Below are 15,082 nucleotides of genomic sequence, written 5' to 3' on the forward strand. Positions count from 1 at the left end.
CAAATTTTGCATCCGACAAAGACCCTGTGGGAGCGGGCTTGCCCGCGATGGGGCCCGTCCCGACCACCTCAAAACCTCGGTTTGACCGCCCGCCAATCCGCCTTGTACCGCTGCATCTGCCGCACATCATCCCTCTGGCGAATGCCGCACGTCAGGTACTGATCATGCAGCTTGGCCAGTTGCTCATGATCCAGCTCCAGCCCCAGTCCCGGCGCTCGGGTGATCTTCACACAGCCATCGACAATCGGCAGCTTGCCGCCCTTGATCACTTCCTCGTCCGGCTCCTGCCACGGGTAGTGGGTGTCGCAGGCGTAATCCAGATTCGGCACTGCCGCCGCAACGTGCGCCATGGCCATCAGGCTGATACCCAAGTGCGAATTGGAATGCATCGACACGCCGAGGCCGAACACGTCGCACATTTTCGCCAGCGTCTGTGTATCTCGCAGGCCACCCCAGTAATGGTGGTCGGCGAGGACGATCTGCACGCTGTTCAACGCAACGCTGCGGCGGAACTCGTCGAAATCAGTGACGACCATATTGGTCGCCAAGGGCAGACCGGTGCGCTTGTGCAGTTCAGCCATGCCATCAAGGCCCGGGGTCGGGTCTTCGTAATATTGCAGGTCATCGCCGAGCAGTTCGGCCATGCGAATCGCCGTCTCCAGCGACCAGTTGCCGTTCGGATCGATGCGCAGCGGAAATCCCGGAAAGGCTTTTTTCAGCGCTTTTATGCAGGCGACTTCGTGCTCCGGCGGCAAAGTGCCGGCCTTGAGCTTGATGCTCTTGAAACCGTACGCCTCGATCATCCGCGCTGCCTGCGCGACGATCTGCTGCTCGCTCAGCGCCTCGCCCCAGTTGTCCGGTTTGTAGGGGGAGTCGATGTGCTCGGCGTACTTGAAAAACAGGTAAGCGCTGAACGGCACTTCATCGCGGATCGCCCCGCCGAGCAGGTCCACCAGCGGCACGTTCAGGTAGCGCGCCTGCAAATCAAGAAACGCTACTTCGAATGCCGAGTAGGCATTGCTCACTGCTTTGCTGGCGTGGGAACCGGGGGCCAGTTCGGCGCCAGCGACGCTGGCGGGTTTATTCGCCGCCACGGTGGCCTGCACGATCGCGCGCAACTGATTGAGGTTGAACGGATCAAGGCCGATCAATTGGCTCTGCAATTGTTGCTGGATCGCCAGCGCCGGGGCATCGCCGTAGCTTTCGCCGAGGCCGATGTAGCCGTTGTCACTCTCGATTTCGATGATCGAGCGCAGGGCAAAAGGTTCGTGGATGCCACTGGCGTTGAGCAGTGGCGGATCGCGGAAGGCAATCGGGGTGACGCTGACACGGGTGATTTTCAAGATAACGCTCCTGACAGATCAACAATCGATTCAGTGGCTCGCAGCCGGACGAGCCGGCGCCACAGCGGCTGCTTCGTCACTTGGCTTTGCCGGGGTTTTACCTTTGGCGCCAGGCGCCGTGCGGGCGAAGAAGATCACCACGGCGGCGATCAGCGATGTCGCCGCCAGGCCATACAGGCCGCCCTCGATGGAGCCGGTGGTTTGTTCGAGAATGCCGAACGCGGTCGGCGCGACGAAGCCGCCAAGGTTGCCGATGGAGTTGATCAGCGCGATCACCGCCGCAGCGATACGCGCGTCCAGATAGCTTTGCGGAATCGGCCAGAACAGCGCCGACGCTGCTTTGAAACCGATAGCGGCGAAGCAGATGGCGACGAAGGCAAACACCGGCCCGCCAGTGGTCGACATGAACATGCCGACCGCCGCGATCACCAAGGTCAGCGCGACCCAGGCCTGCTGGAATTTCCATTTGCCGGCCATCGCTGCGAAGCCATACATGGCGACAATCGAAATGATCCACGGAATCGAATTGAGCAGCCCGACCTGGAAATCTCCGAGGTTACCCATCTTCTTGATCATGCTCGGCAACCAGAACGTCGCGCCGTAAATGGTCAGGGCAATGGAAAAATAGATGAAGCAGAACAGCGCGATCTGTCGGTCAGCCAACAGCTTGAACATCGACGGCTTGGCGACTTGTACCGCTTCGCGAGCGCGCTGCTCCTCGGCAATCGCCGCGACCAGTGCGTCTCGCTCTTCCTCGCTCAGCCACTTGGCTTGGCGCGGGTGCGATTGCAGCCAGAACCAGACGAATGCGCACAACACCACCGAAGCCGCGCCCTCGATGAGAAACATCCACTGCCAGCCGTGCATGCCCAATCCGCTGATATGCAACAGCGCACCGGACACCGGGCCGGAAATCACCGAGGCAATCGCTGAGCCGCTGAGAAACACCGCCATGGTTTTGCCGCGCTCGGACGCTGGCAGCCATTGGGTGAAGTAATAAATGATCCCCGGGAAAAACCCGGCCTCGGCCGCACCGAGAATAAAGCGCAGCACGTAGAAACTGGTTTCGCCCTGAACAAACGCCATGGCCATGGCCGCAGCGCCCCAGGTGAACATGATCCGGGTCAGCCAGACCCGCGCGCCGTAGCGCTGCAACAGCATGTTCGACGGCACTTCGAACAGTGCGTAACCGATGAAAAACAGCCCGGCGCCAAGTCCGTACGCCGCTGCGCCGATACCCAGATCGGTTTCCAGATGGCTGCGCACGAAACCAATGTTGACCCGGTCGATGTAATTGACGATGAACATCACCACGAATAGCGGCAGCACGTGGCGTTTGACCTTGGCGGCGGCGCGGGCGAGCACCGTGATGTCCGGCGGACTCTGGAGGGTTTTCAAGGGGCGACTCCCGATCTTGTTTTTTTAGGGATGACTTGAAGCAATGAGCCGATCATGGACGTCGCGCATTGATCCCGTCTAATCTAAACAGGCATTCGATTGATACCCGGATTAGATCAATGTTCGAGCTCACCCAACTGCGCTGTTTCACCACGGTCGCCACCGAACTCAACTTTCGCCGCGCCGCCGAGCGCCTGAACATGACCCAGCCGCCACTGAGTCGGCAGATTCAGCTGCTGGAGCATCACCTTGGCGTCGAATTGTTTACCCGCAGCACCCGAAGCGTTGCGCTGACGGCGGCGGGCCGGGCGTTTTTCGTTGAAGCGCAGAATCTGCTGGAGCGCGCCCAGCAAGCAGCGATCACCGCACGCCGGTTTGCCGAGGGCGACATTGGCTCGGTGAACATCGCGTTCGTCGGCAGCGCGGTATATGAATTTCTGCCCAAGGTGATCGCCGAAGCGCGGCTTAAACAGCCTCAGGTGAAAATCGATCTGGCAGAGATGAATACCTATCAGCAGCACGAGGCCTTGCGCGCTCGTCGTATCGACCTGGGCATTGCCCGCGCGCCATTGCAGGAACCGGGCTATGCCACCGAATGCCTGGTGCGCGAACCATTTGTGCTGGCGGTGCCGAGCGGGCATCGGTTGGCCAATGCAGCTGAGGTGTCAGTGGCTGATCTGGATAAACAACCGTTCCTGATGTACTCCCATGAAGCCTATCCGCCGTTCAACGAACTGTTGACCGGCACTCTGCGTTCAGCGCGGGTGGCGCCGGATTACGTGCAGTGGCTGGGCTCGTCGCTGACCATTCTGGCGCTGGTCAACGCTGGCATGGGTCTGGCGCTGGTACCGCGTTGCGCGACCAGCGTGGTGTTCAGGAATGTGGTGTTTCGCGAGATCGATCTGGGCGAAGGGGTGCAAAGCGAACTGCATCTGATCTGGCGTGAGAACAATGACAACCCGGCGTTCGCGATGTTGCTGGAGGCGATTCGCCGGGCGGTGGTGCAGGGTTGGGGCTGAAGAAGTTTATCGTCTAGACCGTGGTTTTAGAGGCGGCGGCGCACTGGGGCCTTTGATCAAGGGCACGTCCAGCATTTTTCCGTCCGGCCCGACAAAGAGTCGCTCTAAATGCTTTGGCATGGGTTGTGGTGCTCTGGCAGTTGGCATGTTGATCCCTCTGATACTGGGCTGAACTCGACCCATTTGACTTTCGCGGAATCTATCAACAAAAACTCCGCGCCAATAGATGCAGGTTGGCCATCATCCGTGAGCCAACGCGGATATTTCATGATGAACTGACCATTGGATGATTCCCGTGGCCACTCGACCGGCCAGCCAAATACGCGCCTTTCATCGTTCAAATGCAGAGTTATGAAGCGCTCATGTTGGGCGAAAGCGCAGAACCATTCACTCGGGAAAGAAGATTGTTTCGTGACGTTTCGCTTACGTAACCAGCCGTGCAATTTGTCACTCGTAGCCAGGTAACAGGCAAACAAACCCAGCATCAGCGAAAACACAAATGCCCAGAGCGTTTGCGCCCGATCATCCCAGTTTCCTAATGAAAAACCCTTCGAGCCAATCCACAAACAGAGGTTGCCCACCGCCAACACCGCGCCCTGAATCACAAATGTGAATATCAGCGCCTGCACGATCTGGCCGAACGTATCCGGTCGCTTGAATGCCGTAAGTGAATAGAAGATCCAGGTCGATAGAAAACCCGGGATGAGGTACTGCAACAGCGGAATGATGTCCTTGACCAGATCATCCATGATCCGAGACTCCTTTCAGTCATGCCGATCCCGTCACGGGCCGACATTCAAAGCCTAGTCAAGGATCCTGCTGCGCCTCGCGGGCAACTGTCACAGCTCATTGCGAGCGTTTGGCTGGAGTCTTCATCCAATGAAAAAAGGCAGACACCGAACTTCGGTGTCTGCCTTTTTTGAGATCCGGGCGCCCGGTTACAGGCAGTCACGCACCGATTGGCGCAGCGATCCGGACTTGGCCCAAGGCGGCCCCTGATAGAGGGACACTTTGCTGCCGTCCTTGTATTTGACGATATCGAGAATCTCATCCGCCGTGATAATGCTCGGCGCGGTAATCCGATAGCCGTTGGAAATAGACGTCTGCGAAGTCTTGGCCACGTCCTTCTGCCACAGCGGTAACAAACACGCGGCATATTCCTTGGGAGGCTTGTCACTGGTCTTGCTGAGGTTTGGCTCGCCCGGCACCAGCGATGCTGGTAACGAGCAACCCGTCAACAGGGCCAGTGCCAAAGTGCCGATCCATACGCGCATGCTGTTTACCTGTTCCGAAAAAACGTGAATGTACCGTTTAACGGCGTGCACATCCATCGTGGCACCCCGCCGTTACCGGGGTTTGGACAATTTTTTACATCGGTTCAGCCGGGCGTCAGATGGCCTGGCCCCATGTGGAAAAATGCGACTACTCTTTTCTACCGAGAATGTTCTGGAGGTGATCATGCGGCTCAATGAATACGAACACGAACTTCAACGGGATTTGCAAAGCGTGGCGTCGGACCTGAGGTGGTCGGCGGTCGACCTCAAGCGCATTGCCGAACAATTGCGCAAATCAGGTAACGAGGCAGACGCCCAGACTGTGTTGCGGTCTTGCGAAATCCTGCAAAACGACGAAGAGAGATTGCAGATCTATGCCAAGGAGGTAAAGGCCCGGACCATCAGCCGAATCAAGGTGCACTGACTTCTGATCCAAACAGAAGCCCCGGTCGAAACCGGGGCTCTTTCGTTATAACGCATCAACTCACGTTCTGGCTTTGCACCCGCTTGGCGCGTTGCTTGTAACCAGGAAGCGCCGCCGCATAGGCCATCGCCTCCTCTCTGCTGGTGAATGACGCCAACCGGTCGCCCTGAGTGCAAACCCGCCATGGGCCGTTGTTGACGCTGAGCACGTCATAACCGTTCATGTGCAGCTTGTTCAGCATTGGAATGCTCATGAGCACCTCCATTTCGTCAACGGTGTTTTCGGTGTACGGACTTACCTTACACCCGCTCCCCGCTTCGGTGTAAACCGGATTCACCCTGGCACATGTCAATTCACTGGCACTTTTTGCTACGCAAATGGCTCCGAATCAAGAGGGAACCTTTAAATCCGCTGGCGGCTCGAATATTGCAGATTGATTACAGATTTATGACAAGCATCAACAGGGCAATCATGAAAGTACGCGCCACCGTCATTTGCGAACAGGATCGCCATATCCTCCTGGTGCGCAAACCCCGCCATCACTGGTCATTGCCCGGCGGCAAGGTCGAACCCGGGGAAACCCGTGCGGCGGCAGCCGTGCGCGAGTTGCAGGAGGAAACCGGGCTCAATGCGGAGGACGTCCTGTACCTGATGGATTTTCAGGCGGGCAGTACGCGGCATCATGTGTACGAGGCTTCGGTGGTCAACCTCGACGACGTGCGCCCGCAGAACGAAATCGTCGATTGCATCTGGTACCCGCTCGATGCCGTGCACAATCTTGAAACCAATGACGCGACGAGGCGCATCGTGCAGGCCTTTCAGCGCCGTTTATGACAATCAGCCGGCGAACGCCCGGCGACCGGCGCTGATTTCCGTGCGCAACTCACCGATGAAATTGGAAATATCGCGAATCGTCACCAGATGCTCGGGAGAAACGCCGTCAAGCAACAACTCGACACGCCCACTGCCCGGCTCATACACCTTGATCCGCAACAGACCTTGTCCGGTCGGTGTGCAATCACACTTGAACGTGGGGAAGCCTGACTCGACGATCCGGCAGATATCGGCAATGGCAAGCATGGACGGGCGCCTCGCAGGCGGAGAATCGATCCATCGAGCATAGACCCACGGTGTGTTTACTGCCCGCTCGAGAATGCCAAGCCGATCACAACTCACTCATGCCATTCAATGCGCGTCGTGATCCCAGATCCAGTTCCACATTCCGGGCAGATTCACCGGCTCAGCGCTTTGCTGAACCGTACGCGCCAACGCAGCTTTTTCCAGTGCGGCCTGATTGTCGTAGAACGGCTTGTCCGCCAGTCTGACCCCGGTCGCCGCCGCGCTATCGAGCAGAATCTGCAGATATTCGCGAGTGTGGCGCGCGGTGTAGCGATTGAGGTCATGGAACGTCACCACGACCGGGATCACGCCATCCACGGTCGGCAATTGACCCACGGCGATGCGCTCGCGCACTTCCGATAACTGCCGCAGCATATTCGCCCGACGCCGAGGGCTGGCGTTGAAGCCCCAGATCTTGCCGTCGTTGGCACTCAGGTCCGTGAGCAAGACATGCAAGCCGTGTTTTTGATAGGCCGCAAATGTGCGCTTGTCGTAGTTCCAGAACGGTGGGCGCAACAGCTTGGGCTGCGCCCCGGTGATAGCGGCGATGTCAGCGCTGCCGTCGGTCAGCGATTGCTCCAGTTCCTGCGGATCGAGCGAGCGATGGTTGGTGTGCCAGTGGGTTGCAGTGTGAAAGGCGAGAATATGTCCCTCGGCGTGTTCACGACGCATCAGGCTGCGACCGATCTCGCTGTTGCCTGCCCTGGGTGCTCGGGTCTGCACGAAAAACACGGCTTTGATGTCTGCCTGCAGCGGATTGCTTTTGAGGCTGTCGAGCACCGTCGCCGTGGGATTCCACAACCCTGAAGCGCTGGGGCCATCGTCGAACGTCAGGAGAAAACGTACGGGGGCCTGGGCCATCAGGCGCGTTTCGGTTTGCGTGGTCATGTCGATCGGCGCGGCGATGCAACCGGCCAGACCGAGCGCGATGAGCGCAACACAAAGAACTTTGCATCCGGATGTCATGTCTTGCCCTGAGGCCGAGGCCGTCGTGTTGTCGAATGGCAAAACTCCCTCGCCTTTGTCCATCCCTGCGCGGCTATCCGCGAGCGCAGGTTGGATAAGGTACACAGGGTTTGGTTCCGGTGCTGCTTTCAGTGCGTCATCGGCCGGCACATCGGCTGGTCCGACTAGACTCAAATTTCCTCAAGGAGATTTCATCCATGTGCGGAAGACTCACGCAGTACCGGGGGATTCACGATTTCGTTGCGGTGCTGAGCATCCCCGATGCGTTGATCAATCACGTCGGCGATGCGCCACTGGATCGCTACAACGCAGCGCCCACCACTGCGCTGGCGGTTCTGCATCAGCACGAACAGGCCATTCATGCCGACAATCTGCGCTGGGGCTGGCGCCCGCATTGGGCCAAAAATCGTGCCCCACCTATCAACGCTCGGGTAGAGAAAGTCGCCCACGGCGCGTTCTTCCGGGCGATCTGGCGGCAGCGGCTGATCGTGCCGGTCGACAATTGGTTTGAGTGGGTTGATAGCGGGGAAAAATCCCGACAGCCCTGGTTGATTCGTCGGGCGGATCAGGCTCCGGTCTTCTGTGCCGGTATCGGCCAGTTTCCGGCACCGGGGGTTGCGCCGAGGGAGGACGACGGGTTCGTCATCATCACCGCTGACAGCCTGGGCGGCCTGCTCGATATTCACGATCGCCGCCCAGTGGTCTTCGATTCGGCGCGAGCTCGGGAATGGCTTGATCCGGCTACGCCAGTGGAGCGCGCCGAGCAGATGCTGCTGTTTGAAGGCGAGCCCAGTGAGGCCTTCGAATGGTACAAAGTCGGCAAAGCGGTCGGCAATACGCGTAATCAGGGTGCGCAATTGATAGAACGAGTCGACTAAATAATCCGTCCATCCTTGCGTTAATCAACCAACGCCGCCACTGAGTCCCCTGCGTTACAAAAAGTGTTTCAAGCGCGATACAACACCCGTAAAACAGCCGTTTGAGCGAATCAACCGCCTGTCAGACATTTCGACAGTCATACATACATTTTCCCGCGCTGCGGATAGCATGCGCGCCGCCTTTCCGATTGGTATACCAGTTGACCATAGAGTCAAAGAAATCAGGAATCCATCAACAACTTTCAAGCCTTGCAGAGAAATAAGTGAGCGACGATTTTGCAATCAAACAGGTCAGCGGCCTGAAGTGTGTCCATCTGTCCAAGACAGAACGCCTGGAACTCGACTGTTTTATCGGCCATTACATCAAGACCCGAAACCTGCACAGCGTGCCCGATATCGAACGCACCCTGCGCAGCACCCTCGAAGGTTACCCCGGTCATCCGCCGGTGATGGTCAATGAGCTCAATGCGTGGATCGATCGAACGTTGGGGTATCGCGCGACCTACCCGGACTTCACGCAGCTGGCAGACCTCTGAAACGCGAAGAGCCCCGCTGCTGCGGGGCTCTTCGTATGGGTTGTTCAAGGTTTCAGCGGACGCTCCTGATCGCGGTCCGACAGCTCGCGGCTGTCATCGTGCTTCCAGGTTTTTTCCTGCCTCTTTTGCCGCTCGATTTCTTCTTCCGTTGGCTCATCATCTTCCGCACGCGTTTGCTCAGTTGCCATGTGCACCTCACCTCAGAACAGTTGATGATCGTTAAAGGGTAGAACACTTTTGCGCGCCCAGATTCACCAAGGAATTTTGTCCCGCGCGGCGTACCATAGCGCCATCCACCCTTACGTCAGGAAGACGCCATGCTTTACCGAATCGCCGCCGACGGGCTGGTGCTGTTTCACTTGTGTTTCATCTTGTTCGTGCTGTTCGGCGGGCTGCTGGTGCTGCGCTGGCCACGATTGATGTGGTTGCACTTGCCGGCGGCCGCATGGGGCGTGGCGGTCGAGGTATTGCACCTGACCTGTCCGTTGACCTACTGGGAAAACCTCATGCGCCACGCGGCCGGGCAGACCGAATACGCCGGCGGCTTCATTGAGCATTACATCTGGCCGATCATCTACCCGGCCGGTCTGACGCCGCAGATTCAACTGGCCCTCGGCAGCGTGGTGCTGGCGGTCAACCTGTTGGTGTACGCACGACTGCTGCGCTCATGGAAACTGCGCCGGGCCCGGCGCATTCCGTTTTAACGCGAGGCCGGTTTCAACGTTTCCAGCCACTGCGGATCGAAGCGTGGCTGGTCAGAATCAAGTCCCTGCGCCTGCATCCGCGCCTTGTGCTGTTCGACTTCGTCACGCAGTTGTCCATGATCGCTGGAGTTGCCGTCCAGCTCATGCATTTGCAGCAATCCGAGGTGATAGAAACGCAACACCTTCATCGCCGTCGGATCGTTGTTCTGCACCGCCGCTGTCACCTGATGCATGACATTGGTGATGCTCATCAGATTGCGCTTGAGGCGCCAGCTGTACACCGCCGGGGCCATCCAGGTCTGATGCCAGAAACGCCCGCGCAACAGCGCCGCCGTCAGCAGAAACGCCACGAATACGCCGCCGACATTGAAACGCAGGTTATCCCCGTCGGGTTCACCGAACACTGCCACCGCAACCGACGAAAACAGCATGGCCAGCAGCAGAAACAGCACGGCGATGATGATCGTGCTGCGGCGGGTCTGCTGACGAAAGGTAGCGGGGTCCATCGGCTGAATCTCGAACATCGAAAATGACTTCCTTGAGTGGCAAAACGCGCAACGGAAAAAACTCGCCAGCGCATTATCGCATCGCACCGGGTTTTAGCTATGCTGGGGCTCCTTTTCATCTTTTCAAAGTCCAACGGGACATGGCGGTATAACGCAGATCGTGCCATCTTCATTCATGGATACACACTATTCGGATGCCATCCGCTGCGTTGTGGATGACATCGTTTTAAGGATCACTGCATGACCCAACGACACGTAATCAATGCCTCGGTCAGTCCGAAAGGCAGTCTGGAAACCCTTTCTCAACGTGAAGTCCAGCAACTGAGCGAAGCCGGATCCGGCAGCACCTATACCCTCTTCCGCCAGTGCGCCCTGGCCATCCTCAACACCGGCGCGCATGTCGACAATGCCAAGACCATCCTCGAAGCCTACAAGGACTTCGAAATCCGCATTCACCAACAGGATCGCGGTGTACGCCTGGAGCTGCTGAACGCTCCGGCCGACGCGTTCGTCGACGGCGAGATGATCGCCAGCACCCGCGAAATGCTCTTCAGCGCCCTGCGCGACATCGTCTACACCGAGAACGAACTCGACAGCCAGCGCATCGACTTGAGCAATTCCCAAGGCATCAGCGACTACGTGTTCCATCTGCTGCGCAACGCGCGCACCCTGCGCCCGGGCGTCGAGCCGAAAATCGTGGTGTGCTGGGGTGGCCACTCGATCAACACCGAAGAATACAAATACACCAAGAAAGTCGGCCACGAACTGGGCTTGCGCAGCCTCGACATCTGCACCGGTTGCGGCCCTGGCGTGATGAAAGGTCCGATGAAGGGCGCGACCATTGCCCATGCCAAACAACGCATTCACGGCGGTCGCTACCTCGGCCTGACCGAGCCAGGCATCATCGCCGCCGAAGCGCCGAACCCGATCGTCAATGAGCTGGTGATCCTGCCGGACATCGAAAAGCGTCTGGAAGCCTTCGTCCGTGTCGGCCACGGCATCATCATTTTCCCGGGCGGCGCCGGTACGGCCGAAGAGTTCCTGTACCTGCTCGGCATCCTCATGCACCCGGACAACGCAGGCCTGCCCTTCCCGGTCATCCTCACCGGGCCGAAGCATGCCGCGCCGTATCTGGAACAGCTGGATGCGTTTGTCGTCGCGACCCTCGGCGAAGCGGCGAAGCGGCATTACGAGATAATCATCGATGACCCGGCCGAAGTGGCGCGGCAGATGACTCAAGGCCTGAAAGCGGTGAAGCAGTTCCGCCGCGAGCGTAACGATGCGTTCCATTTCAATTGGCTGTTGAAAATCGATGAAGGCTTCCAGCGCCCGTTCGATCCGACCCACGAAAACATGGCCAACCTGAAACTGCACCGCGACCAGCCACCGCACGAACTGGCCGCCAACCTGCGCCGGGCGTTTTCCGGGATCGTCGCCGGTAACGTCAAGGACAAGGGCATTCGCCTGATCGAAGAGCACGGGCCGTATCAGATCCGTGGCGATGCGGCGATCATGCAGCCGCTTGATGCGCTGCTAAAGGCCTTCGTCGCACAGCACCGGATGAAGTTGCCGGGTGGCGCGGCGTATGTGCCGTGCTATCGCGTCGTCGCGTAATTTCAAGTCGTAACGCACACCCATTGTGGGAGCTGGCTTGCCAGCGATAGCGGTCTTTCATTCAACAGAGACGTTGAATCAGATGACGCTTTTCGCGAGCAAGCTCGCTCCCACAGTATTGTGGTGTGCCGCAAATTGCATCCACAACTCAATCCCCTTGTGGGAGCGAGCCTGCTCGCGAAGAAGCCCGAAAGAACACATCAATCTTTCGGGCTATCTACCAACCGCCGAGCCAACGCTTTAGCCTGCGCAGCGACGTCCGTCACCGCCGTACTTTCCCACCACATCCCGCGCAACGGCGGGCCCATGGCGAACAACCGAGCACTTACCTGCCCTTCGGCATCTACCACTGCGCCGTCATTTGCTGTGATCCCCAGCGCCAGCGGCCCCGGCTGCACCAGCCCCCGCGCCAGCAATTGCTGCGGCAACGGTCGTGCGACTCGCCGCCAGTCGTATTCAATGCCGCTGGAATTGATCAGCGCCGCACCGCTGACGACGCCTGTTTCAGTCTCACCCCGCGGACGGATGCGAATGGCCACAGCATCGTCCGCGCCGGGCTCAATCCCCTTGAACGACGCGGCGTGAATGCGCAAGCGCCCTTCCTTGTGCAGCCGTTCGATCAACTCGGCACTCAGTGGCGGCGAACGATGGTGATGACTCTCCCACCATGGCCGTACATGCCGTACGAATTGTCGACGCTGCACGTCAGTCGCCTGACTCCACAACCGCGCGATATGCGCGCGAACCGTATCCAGCGGCGCCTGCCAGTCGATGCCTTGGTCGATTGCGTCGCGACAATGTCGACGCAACTCGCGCACCAACTCGCGTGGCGTGCGGATGCTGTGATCTGCTGCCAGAAAATCCACCCAGGCCGGCGGTTGACGGCGTACGTGCGGCAGCAGGCCATGCCGGGAGAACACCTCGATCGGCCCGCGATGCCCGGCCTGCTCCAGCGACACCACGGCATCGACCATGGTCAGACCGGAGCCGATGATCAGCACGGTGGACTGCGGGTCGAGTTCGCGCATGGCCGCCACATCCCAGGGATCGAGCGCTGCGGCGTTAAGGCCACTGGATTGCGTCTGCGGCGTGCGGGCGGCGGGAAACATGCCGGTGGCCAGCACTGCCAGCGATCCACGCAAAATCCGGCCATCACTCAAGGTGAGCTGCATTGAGCCGGAATCGCTTTGCAGGTCGACGGCTTCAGCACAAATATGTTCAACGGTCGAACCTTGCAGAGCCCCCACTGCCCTGGCTTCGGCCAGACGCTGTTGCACATAGACCCCGAACAGGCCACGCGGCGGAAACAGCTCACTGACCGGCACGTCCTGCTCGGCAGATTCCGGCCAGCCGCCGCCGGCAATATGCGCGGTCAGCCACTGCGTCAGATCATCAGGATTATCCGGGTCGACGCTCATCCGCGCCGCGTTGCCGTTCAGCGTATGTCCCAACTCGACGGCGCTGTAAGCCTCGCCACGTCCCAGTTCAGCACGCGGCTCGATAATCGCAATTCTTCGTTGCCCAGGCCGGCGTAACAATTGCACCGCCAGCATGGTGCCACTGAGGCCGCCGCCGATGATCAGGATGTCCGCAGGATGTCCCATTCAGATCACCACATTACGCACGAACCGCGCAGCCACATCGCCATCGTTGCGGTAGGCATGCGGTTGATTGCTGGCGAACATGAAAAACTCTCCTTTATTGATGTGCTGCGCCTGATCGCCGAGCATCAGTGTCAAGCATCCTTCAAATACGTAAATCTGCTCGCTCCAGCCATCGGCGTCCGGTTGCGACGGGTAGACCTCGCCCGGTTGCAGGCACCACTCCCATTGCTCGACTTCGCGGCTCGCGGTGGCTTTGGACAGTAGCACGGCTCTGCTGCCGGGAATCGTGCCCGCCCAGGCAACCTCATTGATCCGGCTCGGATCGCGCGCATCGTGCGCCTGGATCAGATCGCTGAAGGCAACGTCGAGCGCTTCGGCAACGCGATCAAGCGTGGTCAAGCTGACATTCTTCTCGCCTGCCTCAATCGCCACCAGCATCCGTCGGCTCACCCCGGATTTTTCCGCCAGTGCGGTCTGGCTCATATCCGCAGCATGGCGCAGGCGTCGAACGTTCTGGCTGACGTGTTGCAGAACGGAGGCTCGCTGAGTCAAATCTTTGTGCACTATATTGCTCACTCGGTGGGGTTGGGCAGTATACTGCGCAACATTGGCGGCATTGTGCGGCCTCCCTTTTAATGTGCGCAAGGTCATGATGTCGCCAAACAATTCTGCGTCCCCAATCCGCTTCTCCCGCTTCAGCAAAGCCGAGTGCGTGCTGGTGCTGATTACCATGATCTGGGGCGGCACGTTTCTGATTGTGCAACATGCCATGACGGTCAGCGGCCCGATGTTTTTCGTCGGGCTACGCTTCGCCGCAGCGGCGGCGATCGTGGCGATGTTTTCCTGGCGGCACTTGCGCGAGTTGACCTTGTTCGAAGTGAAGGCCGGGTCATTCATCGGCGTGGCGATCATGCTTGGTTATGGCCTGCAGACGGTCGGGTTGCAAAGCATTCCGAGCAGTCAGTCGGCGTTCATTACCGCGCTGTATGTACCGTTTGTGCCGCTGCTGCAATGGCTGGTACTGGGACGGCGTCCGGGGTTGATGCCAAGTATCGGCATCATGCTGGCGTTTACCGGATTGATGTTGTTGTCAGGCCCCTCGGGGGCAGCGCTGAATTTCAGTCCCGGAGAAATTGCGACATTGATCAGCGCCGTTGCGATTGCTGCTGAAATCATTTTGATCAGCACTTTCGCCGGGCAGGTGGATGTGCGGCGAGTGACGGTGGTGCAACTGGCGGTGACGGCGGTGTTGTCGTTCTTGCTGGTAGTCCCGACCGGTGAAGTGATACCGGATTTTTCCTGGTTGTTGCTGGCGACCGCTTTGGGCCTGGGCGCGGCGAGTGCGGCGATTCAGGTAGCGATGAACTGGGCACAGAAGAGTGTTTCGCCGATTCGGGCGACGTTGATCTATGCGGGTGAACCGGTGTGGGCCGGGATTGTCGGACGGATTGCCGGAGAGCGCTTGCCGGCAATTGCGCTGGTTGGGGCCGGGTTGATTGTTGCGGCGGTGATAGTCAGTGAGTTGAGGACCAAGGGTAAGGATGTGTCATCCGACGTGGATCAGGGCCAGGAAGCTGAGGTCAGTAGGGACTGAAAGTGTACGCCTGGCACAAAACCAGCCCCAGTACAAACTGCCAGGCCGGTGCGTTCACAATTCACAGTGAGGTACCGACCTGACTACTCCAGATCAATCCGTC

The 15,082-nt window shown here is 59.0% G+C and carries 19 protein-coding genes; 8 read left to right on the forward strand and 11 right to left on the reverse strand.

Translation table 11 applies throughout. From position 1 onward, the window contains the following. Window positions 1-68 precede the first annotated feature (68 nt). Window positions 69-1,343, reverse strand: a complete 1,275-nt coding sequence (locus F8N49_RS17095; RefSeq protein ID WP_071172745.1) for a glucarate dehydratase family protein — start codon at window positions 1,341-1,343, stop codon at window positions 69-71. A 30-nt stretch (window positions 1,344-1,373) separates the two neighbouring features. Beyond that, window positions 1,374-2,741 carry an MFS transporter gene (locus tag F8N49_RS17100; protein WP_016775065.1) on the reverse strand — a complete coding sequence of 456 codons (1,368 nt, stop codon included), beginning with the start codon at window positions 2,739-2,741 and terminating at the stop codon, window positions 1,374-1,376. Between the two features lie 119 nt (window positions 2,742-2,860). Between F8N49_RS17100 and F8N49_RS17105 the strand changes: the two genes are divergently transcribed. Continuing rightward, window positions 2,861-3,760 (forward strand): LysR family transcriptional regulator, encoded by a 900-nt coding sequence (locus tag F8N49_RS17105; RefSeq protein WP_016775066.1) that lies wholly within the window; start codon window positions 2,861-2,863, stop codon window positions 3,758-3,760. A 104-nt stretch (window positions 3,761-3,864) separates the two neighbouring features. Here the strand turns inward: F8N49_RS17105 and F8N49_RS17110 are convergent, their stop codons facing one another. After that, window positions 3,865-4,509: a DUF6338 family protein gene (locus F8N49_RS17110; RefSeq protein WP_071172747.1), complete on the reverse strand. Its 645-nt coding sequence runs from the start codon at window positions 4,507-4,509 to the stop codon at window positions 3,865-3,867. 189 nt (window positions 4,510-4,698) lie between these two features. After that, complete coding sequence (locus F8N49_RS17115; RefSeq protein WP_024013232.1) at window positions 4,699-5,034, reverse strand: hypothetical protein; 336 nt, start codon at window positions 5,032-5,034, stop codon at window positions 4,699-4,701. Between the two features lie 184 nt (window positions 5,035-5,218). On the opposite strand from F8N49_RS17115, the gene F8N49_RS17120 reads away from it, so the two are divergent. Further along, window positions 5,219-5,458 carry a hypothetical protein gene (locus F8N49_RS17120; protein ID WP_051600740.1) on the forward strand — a complete coding sequence of 80 codons (240 nt, stop codon included), beginning with the start codon at window positions 5,219-5,221 and terminating at the stop codon, window positions 5,456-5,458. Between the two features lie 55 nt (window positions 5,459-5,513). Here F8N49_RS17120 and F8N49_RS17125 read toward each other — a convergent pair whose 3' ends face one another. Beyond that, window positions 5,514-5,711 carry a hypothetical protein gene (locus F8N49_RS17125; RefSeq protein WP_024013234.1) on the reverse strand — a complete coding sequence of 66 codons (198 nt, stop codon included), beginning with the start codon at window positions 5,709-5,711 and terminating at the stop codon, window positions 5,514-5,516. Window positions 5,712-5,929: 218 nt separating this feature from the next. Here F8N49_RS17125 and F8N49_RS17130 point away from each other — a divergent pair, with 218 nt between their 5' ends. After that, window positions 5,930-6,292 carry an NUDIX hydrolase gene (locus tag F8N49_RS17130; RefSeq protein WP_051600742.1) on the forward strand — a complete coding sequence of 121 codons (363 nt, stop codon included), beginning with the start codon at window positions 5,930-5,932 and terminating at the stop codon, window positions 6,290-6,292. A 3-nt stretch (window positions 6,293-6,295) separates the two neighbouring features. On the opposite strand, the gene F8N49_RS17135 is transcribed toward F8N49_RS17130, so the two are convergent. Further along, window positions 6,296-6,538 (reverse strand): DUF1652 domain-containing protein, encoded by a 243-nt coding sequence (locus tag F8N49_RS17135; RefSeq protein WP_016775073.1) that lies wholly within the window; start codon window positions 6,536-6,538, stop codon window positions 6,296-6,298. 105 nt (window positions 6,539-6,643) lie between these two features. Further along, window positions 6,644-7,543: a polysaccharide deacetylase family protein gene (locus F8N49_RS17140; RefSeq protein WP_122751145.1), complete on the reverse strand. Its 900-nt coding sequence runs from the start codon at window positions 7,541-7,543 to the stop codon at window positions 6,644-6,646. 197 nt (window positions 7,544-7,740) lie between these two features. Between F8N49_RS17140 and F8N49_RS17145 the strand changes: the two genes are divergently transcribed. Beyond that, window positions 7,741-8,421: an SOS response-associated peptidase gene (locus F8N49_RS17145; protein ID WP_151551961.1), complete on the forward strand. Its 681-nt coding sequence runs from the start codon at window positions 7,741-7,743 to the stop codon at window positions 8,419-8,421. A 263-nt stretch (window positions 8,422-8,684) separates the two neighbouring features. Next, window positions 8,685-8,957, forward strand: coding sequence for a hypothetical protein (locus tag F8N49_RS17150; protein ID WP_016775076.1), 273 nt, complete (start codon window positions 8,685-8,687; stop codon window positions 8,955-8,957). A 44-nt stretch (window positions 8,958-9,001) separates the two neighbouring features. On the opposite strand, the gene F8N49_RS27925 is transcribed toward F8N49_RS17150, so the two are convergent. Then, the gene (locus tag F8N49_RS27925; protein ID WP_024013238.1) at window positions 9,002-9,145 is read right to left on the reverse strand and encodes a hypothetical protein; all 144 of its coding nucleotides are present in this window, start codon (window positions 9,143-9,145) and stop codon (window positions 9,002-9,004) included. Window positions 9,146-9,274: 129 nt separating this feature from the next. On the opposite strand from F8N49_RS27925, the gene F8N49_RS17155 reads away from it, so the two are divergent. Continuing rightward, entirely contained in the window at window positions 9,275-9,661 is a 387-nt protein-coding gene (locus tag F8N49_RS17155; protein WP_041480792.1) for a DUF2784 domain-containing protein, read from the forward strand. Here the strand turns inward: F8N49_RS17155 and F8N49_RS17160 are convergent. After that, window positions 9,658-10,185 carry a DUF3087 domain-containing protein gene (locus tag F8N49_RS17160; RefSeq protein ID WP_038860192.1) on the reverse strand — a complete coding sequence of 176 codons (528 nt, stop codon included), beginning with the start codon at window positions 10,183-10,185 and terminating at the stop codon, window positions 9,658-9,660. The genes F8N49_RS17155 and F8N49_RS17160 overlap by 4 nt on opposite strands. Window positions 10,186-10,407: 222 nt before the next feature. On the opposite strand from F8N49_RS17160, the gene ppnN reads away from it, so the two are divergent. After that, the gene (gene ppnN / locus F8N49_RS17165; RefSeq protein ID WP_024013241.1) at window positions 10,408-11,781 is read left to right on the forward strand and encodes a nucleotide 5'-monophosphate nucleosidase PpnN; all 1,374 of its coding nucleotides are present in this window, start codon (window positions 10,408-10,410) and stop codon (window positions 11,779-11,781) included. A 200-nt stretch (window positions 11,782-11,981) separates the two neighbouring features. On the opposite strand, the gene F8N49_RS17170 is transcribed toward ppnN, so the two are convergent. Both F8N49_RS17170 and F8N49_RS17175 read right to left on the reverse strand, forming a co-directional pair. Beyond that, complete coding sequence (locus tag F8N49_RS17170) at window positions 11,982-13,385, reverse strand: FAD/NAD(P)-binding protein (RefSeq protein ID WP_122747733.1); 1,404 nt, start codon at window positions 13,383-13,385, stop codon at window positions 11,982-11,984. After that, window positions 13,386-13,949 carry a helix-turn-helix domain-containing protein gene (locus F8N49_RS17175; protein ID WP_024013243.1) on the reverse strand — a complete coding sequence of 188 codons (564 nt, stop codon included), beginning with the start codon at window positions 13,947-13,949 and terminating at the stop codon, window positions 13,386-13,388. A gap of 85 nt (window positions 13,950-14,034) precedes the next feature. Between F8N49_RS17175 and F8N49_RS17180 the strand changes: the two genes are divergently transcribed. After that, complete coding sequence (locus tag F8N49_RS17180) at window positions 14,035-14,979, forward strand: DMT family transporter (RefSeq protein WP_151551962.1); 945 nt, start codon at window positions 14,035-14,037, stop codon at window positions 14,977-14,979. Window positions 14,980-15,082: the final 103 nt, after the last annotated feature.

The organism is Pseudomonas sp. GXM4 (assembly GCF_008923895.1).
GTDB classification, from domain to species: Bacteria; Pseudomonadota; Gammaproteobacteria; order Pseudomonadales; family Pseudomonadaceae; genus Aquipseudomonas; species Aquipseudomonas atacamensis.